Source organism: Streptomyces sp. NPDC052701 (genome assembly GCF_040678355.1).
Lineage (GTDB): Bacteria > Actinomycetota > Actinomycetes > Streptomycetales > Streptomycetaceae > Streptomyces.
Genome location: NZ_JBFATO010000013.1, coordinates 155,755 through 179,710, shown reverse-complemented (window position 1 = coordinate 179,710; position 23,956 = coordinate 155,755). Strand labels below are relative to the sequence as shown.

General features: G+C 70.5%; 16 protein-coding genes and 1 pseudogene. 7 read left to right on the top strand and 10 right to left on the bottom strand.

The features are described 5' to 3' along the window. Nucleotides 1-16 precede the first annotated feature (16 nt). Together pulA and AB0L29_RS17635 are read right to left on the bottom strand one after the other, a co-directional pair. Nucleotides 17-5,458, bottom strand: coding sequence for a pullulanase-type alpha-1,6-glucosidase (gene pulA / locus AB0L29_RS17640; protein WP_365828090.1), 5,442 nt, complete (start codon nucleotides 5,456-5,458; stop codon nucleotides 17-19). A gap of 202 nt (nucleotides 5,459-5,660) precedes the next feature. After that, nucleotides 5,661-7,034 (bottom strand): alpha-amylase family protein, encoded by a 1,374-nt coding sequence (locus AB0L29_RS17635; RefSeq protein ID WP_365828045.1) that lies wholly within the window; start codon nucleotides 7,032-7,034, stop codon nucleotides 5,661-5,663. Here AB0L29_RS17635 and AB0L29_RS17630 point away from each other — a divergent pair. Continuing rightward, on the top strand, nucleotides 7,033-7,167 hold the full coding sequence (locus AB0L29_RS17630) for a hypothetical protein (RefSeq protein WP_365828043.1): 135 nt from the start codon (nucleotides 7,033-7,035) through the stop codon (nucleotides 7,165-7,167). The two genes, AB0L29_RS17635 and AB0L29_RS17630, sit on opposite strands and share 2 nt — an antisense overlap. 47 nt (nucleotides 7,168-7,214) lie before the next feature. Here the strand turns inward: AB0L29_RS17630 and AB0L29_RS17625 are convergent, their stop codons facing one another. The 4 genes from AB0L29_RS17625 to AB0L29_RS17610 form a co-directional block, all read right to left on the bottom strand. Then, complete coding sequence (locus AB0L29_RS17625) at nucleotides 7,215-8,954, bottom strand: glycoside hydrolase family 13 protein (protein ID WP_365828088.1); 1,740 nt, start codon at nucleotides 8,952-8,954, stop codon at nucleotides 7,215-7,217. A gap of 214 nt (nucleotides 8,955-9,168) precedes the next feature. Continuing rightward, nucleotides 9,169-10,077 (bottom strand): sugar ABC transporter permease, encoded by a 909-nt coding sequence (locus AB0L29_RS17620; protein WP_365828041.1) that lies wholly within the window; start codon nucleotides 10,075-10,077, stop codon nucleotides 9,169-9,171. A 13-nt stretch (nucleotides 10,078-10,090) separates the two neighbouring features. Continuing rightward, complete coding sequence (locus tag AB0L29_RS17615) at nucleotides 10,091-11,095, bottom strand: sugar ABC transporter permease (protein WP_365828039.1); 1,005 nt, start codon at nucleotides 11,093-11,095, stop codon at nucleotides 10,091-10,093. A gap of 107 nt (nucleotides 11,096-11,202) precedes the next feature. Beyond that, the gene (locus AB0L29_RS17610; RefSeq protein WP_365828037.1) at nucleotides 11,203-12,471 is read right to left on the bottom strand and encodes an extracellular solute-binding protein; all 1,269 of its coding nucleotides are present in this window, start codon (nucleotides 12,469-12,471) and stop codon (nucleotides 11,203-11,205) included. Between the two features lie 424 nt (nucleotides 12,472-12,895). On the opposite strand from AB0L29_RS17610, the gene AB0L29_RS17605 reads away from it, so the two are divergent. Continuing rightward, on the top strand, nucleotides 12,896-13,930 hold the full coding sequence (locus tag AB0L29_RS17605; protein WP_365828035.1) for a LacI family DNA-binding transcriptional regulator: 1,035 nt from the start codon (nucleotides 12,896-12,898) through the stop codon (nucleotides 13,928-13,930). Nucleotides 13,931-14,081: 151 nt separating this feature from the next. Next, a complete protein-coding gene (locus AB0L29_RS17600; RefSeq protein ID WP_365828033.1) occupies nucleotides 14,082-14,945 on the top strand; it encodes a phosphatase PAP2 family protein in 864 nt (287 codons plus the stop codon). Nucleotides 14,946-15,065: 120 nt separating this feature from the next. On the opposite strand, the gene AB0L29_RS17595 is transcribed toward AB0L29_RS17600, so the two are convergent. Beyond that, nucleotides 15,066-18,065 (bottom strand): bifunctional [glutamine synthetase] adenylyltransferase/[glutamine synthetase]-adenylyl-L-tyrosine phosphorylase, encoded by a 3,000-nt coding sequence (locus tag AB0L29_RS17595; protein ID WP_365828031.1) that lies wholly within the window; start codon nucleotides 18,063-18,065, stop codon nucleotides 15,066-15,068. A 330-nt stretch (nucleotides 18,066-18,395) separates the two neighbouring features. Here AB0L29_RS17595 and AB0L29_RS17590 point away from each other — a divergent pair, with 330 nt between their 5' ends. The 3 genes from AB0L29_RS17590 to AB0L29_RS17580 are packed head-to-tail and all read left to right on the top strand — an operon-like array spanning nucleotide 18,396 to nucleotide 20,171. Further along, nucleotides 18,396-19,106 (top strand): hypothetical protein, encoded by a 711-nt coding sequence (locus AB0L29_RS17590; RefSeq protein ID WP_365828029.1) that lies wholly within the window; start codon nucleotides 18,396-18,398, stop codon nucleotides 19,104-19,106. 1 nt (nucleotide 19,107) lies between these two features. Then, a complete protein-coding gene (locus tag AB0L29_RS17585; RefSeq protein ID WP_365828027.1) occupies nucleotides 19,108-19,527 on the top strand; it encodes a phage holin family protein in 420 nt (139 codons plus the stop codon). Continuing rightward, complete coding sequence (locus AB0L29_RS17580) at nucleotides 19,503-20,171, top strand: DUF3618 domain-containing protein (RefSeq protein ID WP_365828025.1); 669 nt, start codon at nucleotides 19,503-19,505, stop codon at nucleotides 20,169-20,171. Before AB0L29_RS17585 ends, AB0L29_RS17580 begins: the two co-directional genes overlap by 25 nt. 501 nt (nucleotides 20,172-20,672) lie before the next feature. Here the strand turns inward: AB0L29_RS17580 and AB0L29_RS17575 are convergent. Both AB0L29_RS17575 and AB0L29_RS17570 read right to left on the bottom strand, forming a co-directional pair. Beyond that, nucleotides 20,673-21,089, bottom strand: coding sequence for a hypothetical protein (locus tag AB0L29_RS17575; protein ID WP_365828023.1), 417 nt, complete (start codon nucleotides 21,087-21,089; stop codon nucleotides 20,673-20,675). 9 nt (nucleotides 21,090-21,098) lie between these two features. Then, nucleotides 21,099-21,758: a hypothetical protein gene (locus tag AB0L29_RS17570; protein ID WP_365828021.1), complete on the bottom strand. Its 660-nt coding sequence runs from the start codon at nucleotides 21,756-21,758 to the stop codon at nucleotides 21,099-21,101. 308 nt (nucleotides 21,759-22,066) lie between these two features. Between AB0L29_RS17570 and AB0L29_RS17565 the strand changes: the two are divergent. Then, nucleotides 22,067-22,391: pseudogene (locus AB0L29_RS17565) on the top strand (site-specific integrase); the annotation flags it as partial. Between the two features lie 49 nt (nucleotides 22,392-22,440). Here AB0L29_RS17565 and glnA read toward each other — a convergent pair. Then, complete coding sequence (gene glnA / locus AB0L29_RS17560) at nucleotides 22,441-23,802, bottom strand: type I glutamate--ammonia ligase (protein ID WP_365828019.1); 1,362 nt, start codon at nucleotides 23,800-23,802, stop codon at nucleotides 22,441-22,443. Between the last annotated feature and the right edge of the window lie 154 nt (nucleotides 23,803-23,956).

Sequence of the window (23,956 nt, the reverse complement as noted above, 5' to 3'; positions counted from 1 at the left end):
CCGCAGTCCCGCGCGGTCAGCCGGCCCGGGAGAACACGGCGACCGTGCGCCCCGGAACGGTGAACGTGCCCGTCTCCTCGGCGTAGGAGGACTCCTTCACCACCGCGTCCGCGCCCGCCGCCTGCACGGGGTGCAGCCGGTAGCGGGTGCCCTCCGGCACGGCCGGGCGCTGCTCCTGCCACCCGGGCGTCGCGTTGAACACGACGACCAGGTCACCGAGGCGCATGGTGATCACGCCGGGCGTCTCGTCCTTCCCCGACAGCGGGAAGGAGAGCCGGGACTGCACCTGCTCGGCCGTGTCGAGGGAGAAGGCCTTCTCCGTGGCACGGATCCTCAACAGGTCCCGGTAGGCGGCCGAGGCGCCCTCGATCTGCGGGCAGCCGACCCGGACCGTGCCGAGCAGCGGCTCGGCGTACGGCCACTTGGACCGGTTGTCGGCCGCCATCGGCAGTCCGCGTCCGAAGCCGTTGCCGTCGGCGCAGTTCCAGTGGATGGCGTTGAACCAGTCGCCGCTGTCGTAGGAGTTGCGGTCCAGGGACTTCGAGCGCAGCAGGTCGGTGCCGGCCTGGGAGAGGGCCGGGCCCTGCGAGAGGGTGGCCGTCGCCATGGCCAGGACCTGCATCCGGGCCCGGTCGGAGGCGCTCACCGACGGGGGCAGCTTGAAGGCGAGCGCGTCGAACAGCGTCTCGTTGTCGTGCGCGTCGGCGTAGGCGAGGGCGTCGCCGGGGGCGTCCGCGTACCCGGCCGGGGCGCCGTTGTAGTCGACCTCGGAGCCCTTGACCTCCTTGCCGCTGGTGTCGGTGAAGGTGAACGCCTTGAGGTTGCCGGACAGACCGACCTTGATCAGGTCCTGGTAGTGCAGCAGACGCGCCCTCTGCTCGGCGGGGGTGCCGTTGGCCTTCGAGGAGTTGGGCTCGGTGTACAGCCCGGACGCGAAGCCCTGCACGCCGGGGTCCTCGTCGAAGGGGCCGCCGCCGCGCACGGCGTCGCGGGCGCGGTCGGAGAAGGTGGCGATGCCCGTGCCGGCCATGTTCTTCTGGGTGGCCTGCTCGAAGCGGGCGTCGTCGGCGACCTCGCCGAAGTTCCAGCCCTCCCCGTACAGGATGATCTTCTTGCCGTCGACGCCGTCCCTCTCGAGGGTCAGCGCGTCGAGTGCCTTGCGCACCGCGAGGATGTTGGCCTTGGGGTGGTGGCCCATGAGGTCGAAGCGGAAGCCGTCGACCTTGTACTCCCTGGCCCAGGTGACGACCGAGTCGACGACCAGCTTGCCCATCATGGCGTTCTCGGTGGCGGTGTTGGCGCAGCAGGTGCTGTTCGCCACCGAGCCGTCGGCGAGGAGGCGCTGATAGTAGCCGGGCACGATCCGGTCCAGGACGGAGGTGTCCGCCTGGCCGGCGGCCGCGGTGTGGTTGTAGACGACGTCCATGACGACCCGCAGGCCGTCCTCGTTGAGCGCCTTGACCATCCTGCGGAACTCGACCGTGCGGGCGGTGCCCTCCGGGTCGGTGGCGTAGGAGCCCTCGGGGACCGTGTAGTGGTACGGGTCGTAGCCCCAGTTGTAGGCGTCCTCGGCGGCCGCCTTCGCCACGCACTCCTGCTGCTTGTCGGAGTCGGCCGGGTAGGAGGCGAGGTCGCAGTCGACGCGTGCCTGGTCGGCCTTCCTCTCGGGGATGGTGGCGATGTCGAAGACGGGCAGGAGGTGGACGTACGAGGTGCCCGCCTCGGCGAGCTCGCGCAGGTGCCTGCTGCCGTCGCTGTCCTTGTCGGTGAAGGCCAGGTAGGTGCCCGGGTGGCGGGCGGTCCTGTCCTCGACCGAGAAGTCCCGGACGTGGAGTTCCTGGATCTGGGCGTCCTTCAGCGGCACGGCCTCCGGCTTGCGGTACGTCGACCAGCCGTCGGGCCGGAGGGCCCGGTCGCGCAGGTCGACGGCGAGGCTGCGCTCGGAGTCGGTGGTGAGGGCGACCGAGTAGGGGTCGGTGACCTTGTTGGTGACGACCTCGCGGACGCCGGGCGCCCAGACCTCCACCACGTACCGGTACGGCTTGTTCTTCCAGGACGCCGGGCCGGTGACGGACCAGACGCCGGTGGTGTCGTCCCGCTTCATCCGCGCGGTGGAGCCGCCGATCTCCAGGGACACCCGCCGGGCGGTCGGTGCCCACACCGACAGCGTCGGGCGGCCGTCGCGGAAGACCGGGCCGAGCCGCGCCTTCGTGGCGCCGGAGGCGTACAGGTCGTCGAGGACGCCCGCGGTCTGCACGCCCGTCGCGGCCAGCACGGCGCCGTCGGCGGCCCGCTGGGAGGCGACGACCTGGCCGCGCAGTGCCTCGCGGACCCGGTCGCGGTCGCGCGGGTCGACGGACCAGGCGGTGTGGTCCCTCAGGTGCGGGAACCTCGCCTTCTGGGCGTCGGTGAGGGACGTCCTGTTCAGGCGCAGCCAGGTGGCCTCGCCGGTCAGGGTGCCGTTCTCCGCCTCGATCGCGCCGTCGCGGGAGGCGAGCAGCTGGGTGGAGGCGGCGGCGTCCGAGCCGTTCCAGGCGACCGTGTTCCGGTCGATCCAGACCGCCTTGGACGTGCCGAGGTCGAGCGCGGCGGCCGAACCCGCCGGCTGCGGGAGCAGGTGCCTCTCCTGGCCGCTCAGGAGCCACACCTCGTGTCCGTCGGCCCTGAGGTCGAGCACCCGGTCGGTGGGGAGGTCCTTCTCGTCGCCCTTGTGGACGATGTAGCCGAGGCTGGTGGCACCCTCGGTGAGCGGCACCTCGAAAATCGCGCCATAGGCATCAGTCTTCACCGGCTTCAGGGGGTTCGACCACTCGGTGGGGTGCGCGGCGCCCGTCCAGACGTGCAGGCCCCAGCCGTCGTAGTCGCCGTCGGCGCGGTGGTAGTGCAGGACGGCCTTGGACCTGTCCGGCGCCGGGTGGTCGGGCCGCTCGGTGCGGACGGTCTCCTCGCCCTGCTCGATCCAGACCTCGCCGGTCTTCGTCACGTCGATCGAGCGGTCGGCGGAGACGTCCTTGTCGCCGTCCTCGTCGACGACCAGGAAGCCGACGTTCGCCGCGCCGGGCTTGAGCTTGACGTAGGCGAAGGCTCCATAGGCGTCGCGGCCGGTGAAGGGGTGGCTCCGCGGCCATTCGGTGGCCTCGCCCTCGGCGAGGTCGCCCCAGGCGTACAGGCCCCAGTCGTCGTAGTTCCCGTCCGCGCGCTTGTAGTGGACGATCGCGTAGTCGCGGGAGGAGGCGGTGGGGGGCTGCTCGGCCGGCGGGGTCCCGGTGACGGAGGCGGCGGTGGCGCTCGCGGTGCGGCCCGCGGAGTCGATCACCACGGCCTTGTAGCGCAGCGCGGTCCCGGCCGGCACGTCCTCGCCGATGGTGTGGGTGACCCGGTACGGGGCGTGGTCGGCGGATCCGAGCGTCTTCCACCTGCCGTCGCCGGTCTGGGCGGCGAAGACGACCCGGTCGAGCCGTCCGTCTCCCCCGCTCCCGGCTCCGCCCGGGCGGGAGGCGTCCCCGACGTCGGCGGTGAGCTCGACGGTGCCGGTGGCGCCGGCGGCCGGGGCCTTCAGGGTGACGGTGGGCTCGGCGGCGGGGACGGGGATCCGGCCGGCGGCCCTGAGGACGACGGAGGAGCCGGCCGGGACCGTGACGGTGAGCTTGCGGTCGGCGTCCGACCTGGTGGTGGCGTCCGTGCCGTGCAGGCCGCGGAACGTCATGTCCGGGGAGCCGGTTGCGAAGGTGGCCGTCCTGGCCTCGTCCGCGTTGTTGAAGGCGACGACGTACTCGGTGCGGGTCTTCGCGTCGATGCGGGAGACGGCGTAGACGCCGGGGCCGTCGGCGGCGTAGCGCTCGGTCTGGATGCCGTCGGCGAGCGCCGGGTGGGCCTTGCGGAGCTCGGCGAGGGCGCTGATCTGCCGGTAGAGCGGCGCACGGGTGTCGTAGGCGTCGTCGGCGTGCGTGCGGCCGGTGCCGAGCAGGTCGTCGTCGAGGTAGTCGGCGGTCTTCGAGGCGAACATCGTCTGGCGGGCGTCCTTGTCGCCGCCCGCGCCGGTGAAGCCCTGCTCGTCGCCGTAGTAGACCACGGGGTTGCCGCGGCTGAGGAACATCAGCTCGTTGGCGAGCTTCGCCTTCCTCACCAGCTCCGCGTCGGAGGCGCCGGCGTCGTCCTGCTTCAGGAACGTGCCGATGCGGCCCATGTCGTGGTTGCCGAGGAAGGTGACCTGCTCGTAGGCGTTGGCCTTGTCGGTCGTGTACTTGTAGTCGTCGCCGAAGACGGCCGCGAGCTTCCTGGCGCTGCCGCCCTGCGAGACGTAGGCGCGGGCCGCGTCCTGGAAGGGGAAGTCGAGCGTGGAGTCCAGACGGCCCCGGGTGACGTACGGGGCGGTGACCGAGGTGTCGGCGGAGTAGACCTCGCCGAACATGAAGAAGTCGTCCCGGCCCTTCTTCGCCGCGTAGGCGTCCAGGGCGGTGGCCCACTGGGTCCAGAACTCCATGTTGACGTGCTTGACGGTGTCGATCCGGAAGCCGTCGATGCCGAAGTCCCCGACCCACCTCTTGTAGATCTTCTCCATGCCCTCGACGACCTCGGGACGCTCGGTCCACAGGTCGTCCAGGCCCACGAAGTCGCCGTACGTGGCGGACTCGCCGGCCCAGGTGGAGTCGCCCCGGTTGTGGTACATCGCCGGGTCGTTGAGCCAGGACGGGACCTTGGCGTCCCGCTCGTTCGCGGCGACGACGGGCGTGCGCGGGAAGGAGCCGCCGTCCACGGCCGGGAAGCCGCGGGTGCCGTCCGCGTAGTCGGCGTCGTCGAAGGGCTCGCCGTCCTTCGTCAGGTAGGGGAAGGCCCCCTTGGAGAGGTAGTCGTAGGACTTCTCCTCGTAGTCGACGACGTCGGCGGTGTGGTTGGTGATGACGTCGAAGAAGACCTTCATGCCCTTGGCGTGGGCCTTGTCGACGAGGGTCTTGAGGTCCGCGTTGGTGCCGAAGTGCGGGTCGACCCGGGTGAAGTCGGTGATCCAGTAGCCGTGGTACCCGGCGGAGGCGTCGGCGCCCTCGCCCTGCACGGGCCGGTTCTTGAAGATCGGGGCGAGCCAGAGGGCTGTGGTGCCTAGGCCCTTGATGTAGTCGAGCTTCCTGGTGAGGCCCTTGAGGTCGCCGCCCTGGTAGAAGCCCTTGTCGGTGGGGTCGTAGCCGGTGCTCAGCCGGGAACCGGTCAGACCACCGCGGTCGTTGCCGGTGTCCCCGTTGGCGAAACGATCCGGCAGAACGAAGTAGAACTGCTCGCGGGTCAGGTCGTGCCGCGCGGCGGCCTTCGCCAGCGCGGCGTCCGACGGGGGTGCGGGCGGCGCGGCGGCCCGCGCGGCGAGGGGCTGGACGAGGGTGGCGGCGAGGGCGGCGCCGGTGAGGACGGCGACCCCTCTCGTTCGCCCGGTACGGCGCCCCGCGGGCACCGGCCATCTCGGTATCACAGGCGTGAACTCCTTGCGACTACGGCTCATCGGGTCCGGCCCCTGCGCCACCGGCACGGCCTGCGCGGCTGCGTCGCCGGGCGCCCGCGCGACGGTATCGCCGCCGAAAGGCTTCCAGCAAGAGTCTTGAAAGTAACGGTAAGGACTTTCATCGACACGCCGGCCGTGCCGCCGGACGGGGGGCGGCACGGCCGGCGTCCGGTCAGCAGCCCGACTTGCCCGCGTACAGGGCGAGGGCCGTGTTGGCGCCGAGGGTGGCGGTGAACTGGCCGGAACCGTTCACCGTCACCGTCGTGTTGTTCTGGACGTTGCAGTAGGTCCCGGCCGGCAGGGACGTCTGGTAGGTCCGGGTCAGGGACGAGGACTCGTGGTTGATGGCCACGAAGCCCTTGCTGCCGCGGCCGAAGGCGATGGCGTCGCCGCCGTTGTCCCACCAGTTGGTGACCGCCTGGCCCCGGGTGGCGTTGCGGAAGGCGACCATCGACTTGATCTCCTGCCAGGCGTGCTGGCACTTCCAGCCGTTCTGCCAGCAGGCGTTGACCTGGCCGCCGTTCGGCGGGCCGGCGTCGGTGTCGGAGAACTCGTAGCCGGAGTTGATGTCGGGCGCGCCGTACGGCCAGGCCAGCATGAAGACGTTGGCCAGGGTGTAGGTGGCGTTGTCCTTGTAGCTGAGGGTCGAGCCGTTGCGCTCGGTGTCGTGGTTGTCGACGAAGACGCCCGCGACCGAGCTGTTCATGTAGCCCCAGCCCTCGCCGTAGTTCTTCAGGTAGGCGAGGTTCTCGTTGGTGAAGACCCGCTTGAGGTCGAAGGCGTAGCGGAACTCCTGGACGTCGCCGTTGCCGGTGTACTCCGCCGGCTGCACCGCCTCGCCCGCGCCGTAGATGGCCTCCTGCTTCCAGTACGCGGAGGGGTTGGTCAGGCGGGACTTGATGTTGGCCAGGTCGGCGGCCGGGATGTGCTTGGCCGCGTCGATGCGGAAGCCGTCCACGCCGAGGGAGAGCAGGTCGTTCAGGTAGCCGGCGATGGTCCTGCGGACGTAGTCCTCGCCGGTGTCGAGGTCGGCGAGGCCGACCAGCTCGCAGTTCTGGACGTTGCCGCGGTCCTGGTAGTTGGTGATCTGGGAGGTGCAGTTGTCGAAGTCGTACGAGGAGTACAGGCCCGGGTAGTCGTACTTCGTGTACGACGAGCCGCCGGTGCCGGTGCCGCTGCCGGCCGACATGTGGTTGATCACCGTGTCGACGACGACCTTCACACCGGCCGCGTGACAGGTGTTCACCATGTTCTGGAAGGCCGCGCGGTTGCCGAGCCGCCCCGCGATCTTGTAGCTCACCGGTTGGTACGACGTCCACCACTGCGGGCCCTGTATGTGCTCGGCGGGCGGGGAGACCTGGACGTAGCCGTAGCCGGCGGGGCCGAGGGTGGTGGTGCACTCGCGGGCGACCGAGGCGAAGTTCCACTCGAACAGCACCGCGGTCACGTCCTTGGTGCCCGGCGGGGAGGCCTGCGCGGTGGCCGGGGTCATGACAAGAGCCGCCGCCGCCAGGGCGAGGGCCCCCGAGAGGGATCTGCGTGCCATGTGGGGTTCCTTCTTCATCGAAGGCATGTGGGGACGCAAGGCGGCTCTGAAGGCTCTTGCTGAAACCTTCAGAAACCTTGCGGTGACGCAGATGTTAAAGGCCCGCCGCCCCGAAGGGCAGCGGGCCGTGTGAAATTCAACGAAGAATCTTGCGCGGACCGGCGGGGCGCCGGCGGACCGTCAGACGGTCGTCCACCACACCGTGGTGTCGGCCGGCACCTTCGCCTCGCCGTCCGCCTCGGCCACCTCGCCGCTGGCGAGCAGCACGCGCCCGTACGCCGGGACCCGCACCGACTCGCCCGTGGTGTTGGCCACGCACACGAACCCCCCGCGCCGGAAGGCGAGCACGCCCTCGGGCGCCCGCAGCCACTCCACCGCGTCGCCCGCGCCCAGGTCGGGATGGCCGCGGCGCGCGGCGAGCGCGGCCCGGTACAGCTCCAGCGTCGAGCCGGGCACACCGGTCTGCGCCTCGACGCTCAGCTCGCCCCACCCCTCCGGCTGCGGCAGCCAGCTGCCCCCGCCACCGAAGCCGTACGACGAGCCCTCGCGCGTCCAGGGGATCGGCACCCGGCAGCCGTCGCGGAAGCCGTCCTGGCCCGCGCCGCGGAAGTACGCCGGGTCCTGGCGCACCTCGTCCGGCAGGTCGACGACGTCCGGCAGGCCGAGCTCCTCGCCCTGGTAGAGGTACGCCGAGCCGGGCAGCGCCAGCATCAGCAGGGTCGCGGCCCGCGCCCGGCGCAGGCCGAGCTCGCGGTCGCCGGCCAGGCGGATCTGGGTGCCGAGGCCGGGCGGGTTGGCGAACCGGGTGGCGTGCCGGGTGACGTCGTGGTTGGACAGCACCCAGGTGGAGGGCGCGCCGACCGGGCGCATGGCGTCCAGCGTGCGGTCGATGACCTCGCGCAGTTCCTCGGCGTCCCAGTGGGTGCTCAGGTACTGGAAGTTGAAGGCCTGGTGCAGCTCGTCGGGGCGGACGTAGTTCGCGGTCCGCTCGACGGTGGGGGTCCAGGCCTCGGCGACGAAGATGCGCCCGCCCGCCTCCCGCCCCCGCCCGCCGGCGGAAGGCCCTTCGGGCCCCAGCGCGTCGGCGTACTCGTCGAGGATCAGGCGCCACTGGCGGTAGATCTCGTGCACGCCGTCCTGGTCGAAGAAGGGCATGACATCGTTGCCCAGCAGCTTCAGCTGTTCGTGGGTTCCGAGGTCCGGCAGGCCCTCGGCCTTCACCAGGCCGTGCGCCACGTCGATGCGGAACCCGTCGACGCCCATGTCGAGCCAGAAGCGCAGGATGGAGCGGAACTCGTCGCCGACGGCCGGGTGCTCCCAGTTGAAGTCGGGTTGCTCGGGCGCGAAGAGGTGCAGGTACCACTCGCCCGGGGTGCCGTCGGGCTCGGTCACCCGGGTCCAGGCCGGGCCGCCGAAGATGGACTCCCAGTCGTTGGGCGGGAGCTCGCCGTCCTCGCCCTTGCCGGGGCGGAAGTGGTAGCGCTCCCGCAGGGGCGAGCCCGGGCCCTCGGCGAGCGCCCGCCTGAACCACTCGTGCTGGTCGGAGGAGTGGTTCGGGACCAGGTCCACGATGATCCTCAGGCCCAGCCCGTGGGCGTCGCGGATCAGGGCGTCGGCGTCGAGCAGGGTGCCGAACATGGGGTCGACGGCCCGGTAGTCGGCGACGTCGTAGCCGGCGTCGGCCTGCGGGGAGGCGTAGAAGGGGCTGAGCCACACGGCGTCCACGCCGAGGTCGCGCAGGTACGGCAGACGGGAGCGGACGCCTTCCAGGTCGCCCATGCCGTCGCCGTTGCTGTCGGCGAAGCTGCGCGGGTACACCTGGTAGATCACCGCGTCCCGCCACCAGTCGCGACGCTTGGTGACGGTGGCGACAGCCGATTGGGTCAGAGGGGCCGGGGCGGCGGAGTGCTGCTGGCTCATGTCGTCCTTGGGGCGTAAACGATGTCGGGTCATGGAGGCGTGGGTACGGGCGGGGTTCCCCGGGCCGGACGGGGCCGGCCGCCCGGGGAAGGGGACGAGGCGGCCGCGGTGGCAGCGGGGCCTGGGGTCCCTCCCCGCTCGAGGAACTCGGGGGGAGGGCACCGCGGCCGCCACCCGCGCGGCGCAGCGCGCGGGAGTCCGGACACGGAGGGGGTCAGCCCTTCGTGCCGCCCGCGGTGAGGCCGGCCACCAGGTTCTTCTGCACGAGGTAGAAGAACACGGAGACGGGTATCGCGATCAGGACCGCGGTGGCGGCCATGAGATTGCGCTGCGCGTCGTGCTCGCTGACGAAGCTCTGCAGCCCGACGGCGAGCGTGTACTTCTGGTCGTCCAGCAGGAACGTGGTGGCGAAGGCGACCTCGCCGAACGCGGTGATGAAACTGTAGAACGCGGCGACCGCCAGACCCGGCTTGGCGAGCGGCAGGATCAGCCGCGCGAACGTGCCGAAGGGGGTCAGCCCGTCGACGCGTCCCGCCTCGTCGATCTCGAACGGGATGGTGTCGAAGTAGCCCTTGAGCAGCCACGCGCAGTACGGCACCGCCGTCGAGCAGTAGACGAGGATGAGACCAAGGTAGCTGTCGATGAGCTGGAGCTCGGACAGGATCTGGTACATCGGCACCATCAGGACGGCGACCGGGAACATCTGGGTCACCAGCAGCACCCACATGAACTTCTTGTATCCCGGAAAGCGCATCCGGGAGACGGCGTAGCCGGTGGTCGCGGCGACCAGGACGCCGATGGCCGTGGTGCCGAGCGAGACGATCAGCGAGCTCTTCAGCCAGTCGAAGAAGTTCGTCTCCTGCAGCACGAACGCGTAGTTGTCGAGCGTCATCCTGCCCCAGATGCGCCCGGGGTGCAGGTAGTCGTCCTTGTCCGGGCCGAGGGAGAGGAAGACCAGCCAGGCGACCGGGAACAGCGCGACGACGCTCGCCAGGATCAGGATGCCGTGGGAGGCGAGGGACGCCGGCAGGCTGCGTTCGCCGCGGCTGCGCACCTTGCGGGGCGGGCCGGCCGGGGCGGGCCGGTCCGCCGGAGCGGCGGCCTGAACGGTGGTGGTGCTCATGGGGACTCCTGCCTCAGATCGCGAGCTGCTGCTCGTTGCGGTTCAGCCAGCGGCGGTAGAAGGAGGTGAAGACGACCAGGATGGCCAGCAGCAGCATGCCGTAGGCCGCGGACTCGGCGAACTCGCGCGGCTGCTGTCCGAAGCCCAGCAGGTACGCCCAGGTCACGAGGATGTCGGCCTCGGGGGCGGTGTTGCCGAACAGCAGGAAGATGACGGTGAACTGGTTGAAGGTCCAGATGACGCCGAGCAGGACCACGGTGGAGCTGACGGACCTCAGGCCCGGCAGGGTGACGTGGCGGAACCGCTGCCAGGCGCTCGCGCCGTCCATCTCGGCGGCCTCGTAGAGCGAGGCGTCGATGGACTGCAGTCCGCCGAGCAGCGAGATCATCATGAACGGCACACCGCACCAGGTGTTGACCATGATCGCGGAGAGCCGCTGCCAGAAGGTGTCCTCCAGCCACGCCGGCGTCGGCAGGTGCAACGCCTCCAGGCCGGAGTTGATGATGCCGCCGTCGGCGAGCATGAACCGCCAGCCGAAGACGGTGACGAAGGTCGGCACGGCCCACGGCAGGATCAGGATCAGCCGGTAGAAGGTGCGGCCGCGCAGCTTCTGGTCGAGCAGCAGGGCCAGGCCCAGGCCCAGGCCGTAGTGCAGGGCGACGCAGACCGCCGTCCACACGATCGTCCAGATGAAGTGCGACCAGAAGCGGTCGTAGGCCGTCGGGCCCCACAGGATGTCGGCGTAGTTGTCGAAGCCGATGAACTTGTAGGTGGCCGCGATCTCGTTGACGCCGATCGTGCGGGCCGAGTTGAGGCTGTCGGCGTCGGTGAGCGTGAGGTAGAAGCCGTACGCCAGGGGGTACAGGACCACGACCCCGAGGACGACCGCCACCGGGGCGATCATCGCGTAGGCGTACCAGTTCCTCCGGTAGCTGTGCTTCAGGCGCCGGCCCAGCCCGGGCCGCGGGGCGCGCTCCCCGCGGCGCTTGCCGGTCGCGCGGTCGATGGCGACTGTCATGGTTCGACAACCTTCTCGGAGTCCTGCGGATCAAGGGGTACGGCACACGGGCCGGCGGCCGCCGGATCCCGCCCCCGTGCGTACGGGGTTCCGGCGGCCGCGCGGGATCACTTGTCGAAGTCCGGCACCAGCTTGGCGATGGCGGTCTCGGCGTCGCTCAGTCCCTTGTCGAGGGACTTCTTGCCGCCCGCGATCGAGTTGAGCTCGGTGTCCAGCGGGGTCCACAGGGAGCTGTACTCGGGCAGCTCCGGGCGCGGCCGGGCGGCGGCGAGCACGCCCTGGTAGCCGGCGATGCCCGGGTCGGCCTTGACCTCGGCGGTGTAGGCGTCGTCGCGCGTGGGCAGGGTGGAGTTCTTCAGGGCGATGGTCTCCTGGGCCTTCGCCGAGGTCATGAACTTCACGAACTTCAGCGCGGCCTTCTGGTGCGCCTCGTCGGAGCCGGCGTACACGGAGAGGTTGTGGCCGCCGGTCGGGGCGCCCGCCTTGCCGGAGGAGCCGGCCGGGACGGTGGCGATGCCGAGGTTGTCCTTGTCCTTGAAGGCCGAGCCCTTGTAGAAGTTCGTGATCTCCCACGGGCCCTGGATGATCGAGGCGACCTTGCCGCTGACGAACGCCTCCTGGATGTGGGCGTAGGCGTCGGCGGTGGTGTCGGCCTTGTGCAGGCCCTTGCCCTTGAACAGGCTCTGCCAGGTGCCGTAGGCCTTCTTCGCCTCGGGCGAGGTGACGGTGATCTTCCTGGCGTCGACGTCGACGGTGTCGGTGCCCTCGCCGTGGAGGAAGGACTGGGCGTAGTAGGCCTGGGTGGAGCCCCAGTAGCCGTCGACGCCGGTCTTGTCCTTGATGGTGGCGGCGGCCTTCTTCAGCTCGTCCCAGGTCCTGGGGACCTCGACACCGGCCTTCTCGAACAGTTCCTTGTTGTAGACCAGGGCGAGGGTGTCGGTGGTGAACGGGACGCCGTAGGTCTTGCCCTCGTACCGGGCCTGCTCGATCAGGTTGGGCTTGAACTCGTCCTGCTCGGCGAGGGCCTCGGTGCCGTCCAGCGGCAGGAAGAAGCCCTTCTTGGCGAAGGCGGGGGTCCAGCCGACCTCGGAGCGCAGGACGTCCGGGGCGCCCTTGGAACCGGCGGCGGTGTCGAACTTGTTCTGCGCCTGGTCGAAGGGGACGTTGACGTACTTGACCTTGATGTCCTTGTTGGCGGCCTCGAACTCCTCGACCAGGGCCTTGTACGTCGGCGCCTCGTTCGTGGCGTTGGAGGTGTCCCACCAGGTGAGGGTGACCGGACCGTCGGCCTTGTCGCCGCTGTCGCTTCCGCCGCAGGCCGTCGCCGCGAGGGCGAGGGACGCCACCAGCGCGGTGGCCGCTATGCCACGCCGCATGAGTTCTCCTTGAGGGTGAAAGCCCGTGTGGTGCAGGGGGCCCCGTCTGCCGCTCCTGCCGACTTGCCGACCGCGCCGTTGCCGCCGCCGGGCGACGTGAACGTAACAGCCGTGTAAGCGTTGCGAAAGACCTTGCAGAAAAAAAGTGCAAGGCGTGCCGGGAGTTACCGCGCCGTGACGTGGTCTCGACCGCTCCGCGACCCGGTTTACGCCCGTCCGGCGGGGGCCCGGAGGGTTGTGCAAGACTCTGCAAGCACTTGCCATCCGTATCCGGCGGGGGAATCATCCCTTGCGGAGCGGACGCCAGACCACGACACGAGGGATCGCCATGACGCAGCCATCCACAGCGGGCCGTCCGACGGCGGCGCGCACCAGGCGTCCCGCCGGTGGGCAAGGGCAACCACGGCCGCTACAGTCCGGTGCCGTGACCACACGGCTTGCCGACATCGCCGCGCAGGCGGGGGTGAGCGAAGCGACCGTCAGCCGCGTCCTCAACGGGAAACCGGGCGTCGCCGCCACCACCCGCCAGGCCGTGCTGGCCGCCCTCGACGTGCTGGGCTACGAGCGCCCGGTACGGCTGCGGCAGCGCAGCGAGGGGCTGGTGGGCCTGATAACCCCCGAACTGGAGAACCCGATATTCCCGGCCCTGGCCCAGGTCATCGGCCAGGCGCTGACGCGGCAGGGCTACACCCCGGTGCTGGCCACCCAGACCCCCGGCGGGTCGACGGAGGACGAGCTGACGGAGATGCTGGTGGACCGCGGGGTCGCGGGCATCATCTACGTCTCCGGGCTGCACGCGGACACCACCGCCGACATGCAGCGCTACGAGCGGCTGCGCGCCCAGGGGGTGCCGTACGTGCTGGTCGACGGCTTCTCGCCGAAGGTGCAGGCGCCGTTCATCTCCCCCGACGACCGGGCGGCGATGACCCTGGCGGTGACGCACCTGGTCTCCCTGGGCCACACCCGCGTCGGACTGGCGCTGGGCCCGAAGCGGTTCGTGCCCGTGCAGCGCAAGATCGAGGGCTTCGTGCGCACGGTGCAGGACCAGCTGGGCCTGAGCGCGCAGACCGTCGAGTCGGAGCTGATCCAGCACTCCCTCTACACGCTGGAGGGCGGCCAGGCCGCGGCGACGGCGCTCATCGAGCGCGGCTGCACGGCGGTCGTCTGCGCCAGCGACATGATGGCGCTGGGCGCGATACGGGCGGCGCGGCAGCGCGGCCTGGACGTGCCGAAGGACTTCTCGGTGGTCGGCTTCGACGACTCCCCGCTGATCGCCTTCACCGATCCGCCGCTGACCACGATCCGCAAGCCCGTCCCGGCGATGGGCCAGGCGGCGGTGCGCACGCTGCTGGAGGAGATCGGCGGGACGCCCGCGCCCCACAGCGAGTTCGTCTTCATGCCGGAGCTGGTGGTGCGCGGTTCGACCGCCTCCGCCCCCGGGGACCGCTCTCGTCCCTGAATCGCCCGTAATCGTCCCCGGGATGGAGGGCTCACGGCTCCGTGCCCTGCGGGGGTAGGACGCGGGGGCCTCCTCCCGTCGTAGAACATGCGGCCCGGATCGGACGAGAGGATGATCGGGGGACAGGGCTTTTCTGGCAGACTCTGTGCCTATGGGTGACACGACCGTGACGACACTGGAGGGCCGGGAAGCGGCCGTTCCACAGCCCGTCGCGGAGAAGGCGGGGCAGGATCTCCTGCGCCGGTTGCGCGCGCCGCGCCGGCCCCGCATCTGGTTCGAGGTCCTGCTGATCGCGGTGAGTTACTGGACGTACTCGCTCGTCCGCAACGCCGTGCCCGAGCAGAAGGCCGAGGCGCTGCGCAACGCGGACTGGATCTGGAAGCTGGAGCACCAGCTCGGCATAGCCGTGGAGCAGTCCGTCAACCACGCCGTGAACTCGGTGACTTGGCTGATCGTCGGCATGAACTACTACTACGCGACCCTGCACTTCGCGGTGACTTTGGGTGTCCTGGTGTGGTTGTACCGCAGTCATCCCGGCCGCTACGCGGCCACCCGCCTGGTGCTGTTCTCGACGACGGGCGTCGCCCTGGTCGGTTACTACCTGTATCCGCTCGCCCCGCCCCGGCTGATGAACGGCGGCCGCTTCGTCGACACCGTCATGGTCCACCAGACCTGGGGCTCGATGGCCTCCGGCGACCTGAAGAACATGTCGAACCAGTACGCCGCGATGCCGTCGATGCACATCGGCTGGTCGCTGTGGTGCGGCCTGACCATCTTCGCGCTGGCCACGGTGCCGTGGGCGCGGGTGCTGGGTCTGGTCTACCCGGCGGCGACACTGGTGGTCATCGTCGCCACCGCCAACCACTTCTGGCTGGACGCGGTGGGCGGCGTCCTGTGCCTCGGCTTCGGCTTCGCGGTGGCGCGGGTGTGGTACGGGAACCGGCCGTACGCGCTGCCGAGGCGGGTGGCGGACCGGGAGACGGGCGCGCGGCCGCCGCTGCCGGCCCGGGCCTGAGCCCGCACCCCGCCCGGGCCTGAGCCCGCACCCCGCCCGGGCCCGCTCGTCCGGCAGCCCGGCCGCGCGGCCCGTGCGGCCCGTGCGGCCGCCCCGGGCCGGCGGCTCAGGGCCGGCGGCTCAGGTGCCGTAGAAGAGCTCCTCCACCACGCCCCGCGCCCGGCGCGCCGTGCGGCGGTAGGCGTCCAGCATGTCCCCCACGTGCCCGGGCCCGTACCCCAGGTAGCGGCCGACGGCCGCCAGTTCCCGGGCGTCGGTGGGGAAGGTGTCCCCGGCGCGGCCGCGCACCAGCATCACCGCGTTGCGCACGCGCGTGGCCAGCACCCACGCCTCGTCCAGGATGCCGGCCTCCTCCTCGCCGATCAGCCCTGCCGCCCGGGCCGCCGCCAGTGCCTCCCGCGTGCGGGTGGTGCGCAGGCCCGGCTCCTCGTGGCCGTGCCGCAGCTGGAGCAGCTGCACGGTCCACTCCACGTCCGACAGCCCGCCCGGCCCGAGCTTGGCGTGCAGTTTCGGGTCGGCCCCGCGCGGCAGCCGCTCGGACTCCATCCGGGCCTTCAGCCGCCGTATCTCGCGCACCGCGTCGTCGCCGAGCCCTCGCGCCGGGTAGCGCAGCGGGTCGATCAGCTCGACGAACCGCCGCCCCAGGTCCTCGTCCCCGGCGACGGGCTCGGCCCGCAGCAGCGCGTGCGACTCCCACACCAGGGACCAGCGCCGGTAGTACGCCTCGTACGACTTCAGCGTCCGCACGAGCGGTCCGGACTTGCCCTCCGGGCGCAGGTCCGCGTCGATGAGCAGCGGCGGATCGGCGCTCGGGATCTGCAGCAGGCGCCGCATCTCGGAGACGACCCTGTGGGCGGCCTCGGATGCCTCCCGCTCGTCCGCACCGTCCCGCGGCTCGTGCACGAACAGGACGTCCGCGTCGGACCCGTAGCCCAGCTCGTGCCCGCCGAACCGCCCCATGCCGATGATCGCGAACCGGGTCGGCAGGGTGTCCCCCCAGCCCTCCCGGACGACCGCCCGCAGCGTGCCCGCCAGCGTCGCCGCCGTCAGGTCGGACACCGCGCCGCCGACCCGGTCCACCAGCGCGCCCTGGTCGGCCTCGGCGGGCTGGGACTCGGTGCCGTAGGAGCCGACGATGTCGGCGGCGGCCGTACGGAACAGTTCGCGGCGCCGCACGCCCCGCGCGGCCGTCACCGCCTGGGCCGCCCCGTCGGCCCGCCGCACCGCGGCGAGGATCTCCTGCTCCAGGTGGGCGCGGGGGCGGGGCGCGAGACCGCCGCCGTTGCCGTCGCCGAGCAGCGCGACCGCCTCCGGCGCGCGCATCAGCAGGTCGGGGGCGAGCCTGCCCGCCGACAGCACGCGTGCGAGGTTCTGGGCCGCCGCGCCCTCGTCCCGCAGCAGCCGCAGGTACCAGGGCGTCTTGCCGAGCGCGTCCGACACCTTGCGGAAGTTGAGCAGGCCCGCGTCCGGGTCGGCGGAGTCGGCGAACCAGCCGAGCAGCACCGGCAGCAGCGTCCGCTGGATCGCGGCCTTGCGGCTCACCCCGGAGGCCAGCGCCTCCAGGTGGCGCAGCGCGGAGGCCGGATCGGCGTACCCGAGCGCGACCAGCCGCTCACGCGCCGCCTCGGGGCTCAACCTGACCTCGCCCGGGGCGAGTTGGGCGACGGCGTCGAGCAGCGGCCGGTAGAACAGCTTCTCGTGCAGCCGGCGTACGACGGTGGCGTGCCGCTTCCAGTCGCGCAGGAGGCCGGTCACCGGGTCGGTGCGCAGCCCCAGCGACCGCCCGATGCGCCGCAGGTCGGCCTCGTCCTCGGGCACGAGGTGGGTGCGCCGCAGCCGGAACAGCTGGATGCGGTGTTCCAGGGAGCGCAGGAAGCGGTACGCCTCGTCCAGCCGGGCCGCGTCGGCGCGGCCGACGTAACCGCCCGCCGCCAGGGCCGCCAGCGCGTGAAGCGTGCTGCCGCTGCGCAGGGACGTGTCGGTCCGCCCGTGCACCAGCTGCAGCAGCTGTACGGCGAACTCGACGTCCCTGAGACCGCCCGGGCCGAGCTTGAGCTGGCGGTCGATCTCGGCGGCGGGGATGTTCTCCACCACCCGGCGGCGCATCTTCTGCACGTCGGCGACGAAGTTCTCGCGCTCGGCGGCCTTCCACACCAGGGGCCGGACCGCGGCGACGTACTCCTCCCCCAGCTCCGGGTCGCCGGCCACCGGGCGGGCCTTGAGCAGTGCCTGGAACTCCCAGGTCTTGGCCCAGCGCTGGTAGTAGGCGAGGTGGCTGGAGAGCGTGCGCACCAGGGGGCCGTTCCTGCCCTCGGGCCGCAGGTTGGCGTCGACGGGCCAGATCGACCCCTCCACCGTCGTCTCCGAGCAGATCCGCATCAGGTGCGAGGCGAGCTTGGTGGCGGCGCGCAGGGCCTTGCCCTCGTCGGCGCCGTCGACGGCCTCGCCCACGAAGATGACGTCCACGTCGGAGACGTAGTTCAGCTCGTGCCCGCCGCACTTGCCCATCGCGATCACCGCGAGCCGGCACAGCGCGGCGTCGTCGGGCGCGGCGGCCTGCGCGAGGGCGAGCGCGGCGCGCAGGGTGGCGGTGGCGAGGTCGGCGAGTTCGGCGGCGGTCTGGGCGACGTCGGTGGTGCCGCACACGTCACGGGCGACGATGGACAGCAGGCAGCGCCGGTAGGCCACGCGCAGGGAGACGGGGTCGGTGGCGTCCGCCAGGCCCCGCTCGAACTCCTCCACACCCGGATGCAGGTCGCGCGGCTCGTACGTGACGAGGGCGTGCCAGTCGCCGGGGTGGCGTACCAGGTGGTCGGCGAGCGCGGCGGACGCGCCGAGCACCCCGAGCAGCCGGTCGCGCAGCGGCTTGGCCGCTATCACCGTGTCGAGCAGCTCACGGCGGGCGGTGGGGCCGGGCTGCGCCTCCAGCAGGCGCAGCAGCCCCTGCAGCGCGAGGTCGGGGTCGGCGGTCGCGCCGAGCGCCTCCAGCAGCACCGGGTCGTTGCGGATCGGTGCCAGCTCGGGGCTGTCCAGGAGGCGCTCGGCGGCGGAGGCATCGGTGAAACCGTGCCGCAGCAGTCGTGTGAAGGTACTGCTCCTGCGTCCCGGCCCCGCCGTCATCCTCGGCCTCCCTCGGATCAAGGTCGTACGGCCCTGAGCCTAACCGCAGTGACCGGGACGGGCGCCGGCACGTTCCGCCCGGCGGCCGGGCGCGCCCCGCGTTCCTCGGCGCGAGGAGGCGGAAACCACCGCGTCGGCGGCCCCCGTCACCGCGGGCCGGGAGGCCCGGTCCGACATCCCTCCTCGCTGAGGCGTGTCAAACGCGAACAAGTGGCCACTCGGGGCGAAACGGACGGTCACGTGCAACGCCCGGTGTGCGGCCTCCGGCAGGCGCCGGATCGCGCGGGGCACGGGACCACACGCAGGACATCCGATGAGGGGAAGTCACCCATGAGTGAGTCCGTACAGACCGGAACCGGGGGCACCGGAGAGAAGGTCAAGGCAGAGACCGCCGCGACGGCCGGCCAGGCCAAACAGGCCGCGACCGAGGTCGCGGGCACCGCGGCGGACCAGGCCCGGGCCGTAGTGGGTGAGGCGCGGCAGCAGGCGGGCACGGTCGTCGGCGACCTGCGCAGCCGTGCCGTGGACGAGGCCGAGGAGCAGGCCAGGCGCGTGGCCGGCGCGCTGCGGAACTGGGCGCAGGACCTCTCGGGGCTGGCCGACAAAGCCCAGGGCGACTCGCCGGCCCGCAGCTTGGTGACGCAGGCCGCCGACCGGGGCAACCGGGTGGCCGACTACCTGGAGAAGCAGGGGGTCGAGGGCCTGGTCTCCGACGTCCAGGACTTCGCCCGCCGGCGTCCCGGGGCCTTCCTGGGCGGCGCGCTGCTGGCCGGGCTGGCCGTGGGACGTCTGGCGAAGGCGGCGGGAAGCGCCTCCCGGGCGGGCGGGCCCGGGCAGGGGCAGGCCACCGGGGTGCCGGACCAGGGCGAACTGGGCGCGTCGGCCACCCAGTCCCTGCCGCCCGCTCCCCCGGCGGGATCCGTGCCGGTGACCTCGCCGCAGGCGCCGTCCACCACCCAGGTCCCGCCCGTTCCACCGGTTCCGCCGGCCGTCGGCACGCCGCCCCACGGCGCGCCGGGCCGTCCGTACCCGGAGGTGTGAGATGGCCTCGTTCCACCCGCCCGGCTCGGTCGAGCCGCAGGGTCAGGACAGGTCCGTGGGCCAGTTGCTGTCCGACGTGACCTCGGACGTGCAGGCCCTCTTCCGCCAGGAGATCGAGCTGGCCAAGGCCGAGGTCAGGGAGGAGGCGACCAAGGCGGGCAAGGCCGCCGGGATGTACGGCGGGGCCGGCTTCGCCGGCTACATGGTCCTGTTGTTCCTGTCGCTGGCCGCCGTGCTCGGCCTGGCCAACGTGATGGACGGGGGCTGGGCCGCCCTGATCGTCGCCGCGGTGTGGGCCGTCGTCGCGGCCGTGCTGTACCAGAAGGGCCGCACGCGGATGCGCACCGTCTCCCCGACGCCCGAGCGAACCGTCGAGACCATGAAGGAGAACGCGGAATGGGCACGTCACCCGACGAAATGAGGGCCGAGATAGAGGCCACCCGCGGACGGCTGTCCGCGGACGTGGACCGGCTCGCCGACCGGACCAGCCCCCGACGCGTGGCGCGCCGCCGGGCGCGGCGGATGCGCGGCGCGCTGTCGGGCGTCCGCGAGCGGGTCATGGGCACCGCGTCGCACACCGCGCACGGTGTGACGGACACCGCGCAGTCGGCGGCCGGCTCGCTGCAGGAGGGCACCGGACGGGCGGCCGACACCGCCCGCGAGGCGGTCGGCCAGGCGGGACAGGCCGTCCAGCAGGCGCCCGAGCTCGCCCGCCGCCAGACGCAGGGCAACCCGCTGGCCGCCGGCCTGGTCGCCTTCGGCGTCGGGGTGCTGGCGTCCTCGCTGCTGCCCGCCTCGCGGGCCGAGCAGCAGAAGGCCTCCGACCTGATGCAGAGCGAGGCGATGGAGCCGGTGAAGCAGGCCGCCGCCGAGTCCGCGCAGCACCTGAAGGAAGGCGCCAAGGAGGTGACGCAGGGCGCGGCCGCGGAGGTGAAGGACACCGCCGCGCAGGCCGCCCGCACCACCCAGGAGGAGGCACGCGGCCAGACCGGCCAGGTCACCGAGCAGGCGCGCGGCTCCGGCCGCCAGCTCGCGGACGAGGCCCGACAGCGCAGGTCCGGCTGAGGCCCCGGGGCCGCCCGGCCGGGCCCGGACCCTCCTCGGCCGGTGCCGCGGCCCCCGCGCGGCGGACGACGGGGTCCGGCGGGGGCGGGGCGAACGCCGCGGGGCCGGCGGTCCACGACCGCCGGCCCCGCGCCCGCCGTGGCGGCGGGGCAGCCGCTTCGACGTCCCGCGCGCCTACAGCACCGGCAGGTTCTTGCGCAGCTCGAACGCGGTCACCTCGGAGCGGTACTCCTCCCACTCCTGCTTCTTGTTGCGCAGGAAATGGTGCGGGCCTGAAGCGACTACACACGGCCGAGGTCGGCGCAGCCTTGGTGGGCAGTAGAGGGGCCGTTAGTGGCCTCCCCAGTCGACGGGATGTTTCTTTCGGCGGTCCGCAAATGACTCTGCTCGCGCATAACGGCAGACTTACAGGAGGAGTAATTTTCAGCCAGCGTTCCACTGGCTGGGCCCACATGGACCCCCGTTACCGAGTTCTCGTTTTTTGATCAACCGAAGCCTTGATCACTGCAGATACCCCCGCAAGACTGCAATATCTCGTGAATCTTTTTTGCGGCCCACCCCGTTATTTTTAAACTTAATCTTCCATTCAAGCACCCTCTTTAGGGGCATAAATCTGATTCCTTCGATCGTTTCGGCCTCCATAATCAGAGAGTCGACAGGATACCCGAACCAGCCATCCAAGATTTCGATGACTCCGTCAAAAAGAACTATGCGCTGTGCATACCCAAGCGGCGCAGCTTCCGGCTGCCCCCACTCCAAGGCCACCCTCCAGGCGGCTTCATTAGCCACAACGTCAAGGTCCCCAACATTCTCCCTAAGCCCACGCGCGAGCATAGGCCCACTTCCAGCGATCACGTAGCCATCCACCGGAAGCCCCAGCGAAATAAGCTTTCGAAAGAAGGGATGCTCGCGCAACATCTAGGCTCCCTAGAAAGGCGACAGGCCAAGTCCCAGCCTAGTGATGCTGGACACCCCAAGGGCGACCGCCACACTGACAAGGGTTCCGATCAGATAGTAGTCACCAACCAGCCTCCCGCCTTCCCTGACTTCCGAGGCGCGCGCAAAGGACTTCGCAGTAACAACCAAAGCAGCAGCTTCCGGACTCCCTGAGACAAGGAATGCAAAGAGGATGAACCTCTCAATCCATCCAACATGAGACCCTGCCTCGACGAATTTCCTTACACTCGCCGGAAGTCGACCCGCCGCGATTTCAATGTCAATCTTCTCAATGAGTGGGTCTACAGCCATGGAAATCAGGAACTGACATCCGAAGACGGCCAGCAACAGACCTGAAGCAGTAATCACAAAACGATCATCATCAGCTACTGCCGCCCGTAAGTGCTCCAGTAAGACATTCCACCCCATGTAGGCCAAGAGGAAGGTCGAAGCTGTCGCCCCAGCAACTGCCAAGTATCGCATGGGAGACATTACCGGAAGCCAGCCAAAACTTATTGAAATACTGGCCCACGGCCTATTGAAGACGGCGCCACAAACGGACAACAGGGTAATGCCCAGCAGCACTAGCCAGGCATCGACACTCCTACTTTCAGGCAGTATGACCGCAGCCCCATACAGGAGGCTGAACAAAACTCCCCACCAGGGTGCTTTCTTGAGCCAGCCCAATGCGGCGGGCACAGATAATGCCGCAAGTAAGCCAATGAATGTACGCCCCAATTCCACGGGCAGTCATCCCTCTCTGACCATAAGGTACTCGGCCGCACTTCGCTACCAGCACATCGGATGCTGTCTGTCACCCGGCAGGTTAGCCGGTGGCAGGGGCGGATGTGATGAACACCCAATTTGACTGACTGCAGGATGGGTGAGAGGAACTCGTTCCACGCCGGTATGCGTATGCCTGACCATGCGACAAAGGCCCTCAAGCAGCACATACCGGCTTCAACCTACGCGCCTGGAAGCTCGCGCTCATTGCGGTCGGCGTCATCCCGCAGCCTCAGCCGGACGAACGCCACCAGGCGACGCGCGAACACGGCATCACGCTCTCAGGCACTTCTACGCCTCCGCCCTGTCTGACGCCGACGAGAACATCAAGGCATTGAGTCACCACCTCGGATACAACGATCCGGGCTTCACGCTTCGCGTCCCCACGCATCTCATGCCGAGCAACGAGGCGCGGGCCCAGAAAGCCGTGGACACCCCTACACCGATACTCTTTCAGCTCCTGACTGCCCACAGACAGCCCATGGGGTCGACGGTCCATGACTGTCGACCCCATGCGTCGTTTCAGCGAAAAATTCCCCCTGGCCCGCGCCTACAGCACCGGCAGGTTCTTTCGCAGCTCGAACGCGGTCACCTCGGAGCGGTACTCCTCCCACTCCTGCTTCTTGTTGCGCAGGAAGAAGTCGAAGACGTGCTCGCCGAGGGTCTCGGCGACCAGGTCGCTGCGCTCCATGAGCGTGAGGGCCTCGCCGAGGTTCTGCGGCAGCGGCTCGATGCCCATCGCGCGGCGCTCGGCGTCGGACAGGGCCCACACGTCGTCCTCGGCGCCGGGCGGGAGCTCGTAGCCCTCCTCGATGCCCTTCAGGCCGGCGGCCAGCAGGACGGCGTAGGCCAGGTACGGGTTGGCGCCGGAGTCGAGGGAGCGGACCTCGACGCGGGCGGAGCCGGTCTTGCCGGGCTTGTACATGGGCACGCGGACCAGGGCCGAGCGGTTGTTGTGGCCCCAGCAGATGTAGGAGGGAGCCTCGCCGCCGGCGCCGGCCGTGCGCTCGGTGCCGCCCCAGATGCGCTTGTAGGAGTTCACCCACTGGTTGGTGACGGCGGAGATCTCCGCCGCGTGCCGCAGCAGGCCCGCGATGAAGGAGCGGCCGACCTTGGAGAGCTGGTACTCGGCACCGGACTCGTAGAAGGCGTTGCGGTCGCCCTCGAACAGCGACAGGTGCGTGTGCATGCCGGAGCCGGGGTGCTCGGAGAACGGCTTGGGCATGAAGGTCGCCTGGACGCCCTGTTCCAGCGCCACCTGCTTCATGACCAGGCGGAAGGTCATGATGTTGTCCGCCGTGGAGAGGGCGTCGGCGTAGCGCAGGTCGATCTCCTGCTGGCCGGGCGCGCCCTCGTGGTGGGAGAACTCCACCGAGATGCCCATCGACTCCAGCATGGTGATCGCCTGGCGGCGGAAGTCCATGCCGATGTTCTGCGGGGTGTGGTCGAAGTAGCCGGAGTTGTCGGCCGGGGTCGGGCGCGAGCCGTCCAGCGGCCTGTCCTTCAGGAGGAAGAACTCGATCTCCGGGTGGGTGTAGAAGGTGAAGCCCAGGTCGGAGGTGCGGGCGAGGGCGCGCTTGAGGACGTACCTCGGGTCCGCGAAGGAGGGGGAGCCGTCCGGCATGAGGATGTCGCAGAACATGCGGGCCGTGCCGGGGGCCTCCGCACGCCAGGGCAGGATCTGGAAGGTCGACGGGTCCGGCTTGGCGATCATGTCGGACTCGTAGACGCGGGCGAAGCCCTCGATGGCGGAGCCGTCGAAACCGATGCCCTCGTCGAACGCCTGCTCCAGCTCGGCCGGGGCCACGGCGACGGACTTGAGGAAGCCCAGCACGTCCGTGAACCACAGGCGTACGAACCGGATGTCGCGCTCCTCCAAGGTCCGGAGCACGAACTCCTGCTGCTTGTCCATCTTCCGCTTCCCCATCCTTGCTGGTCAGGCCGCCTTCCCTCCCGCACCGCGGGAGACGGTCGGGCACCTGAGCATCCCACCACAACACCGTTTCATGCGCGTTGCGGACCTCGATCGGCCCGGCGACCCGGGTCTGAACGCCTCGCGTCCGGCA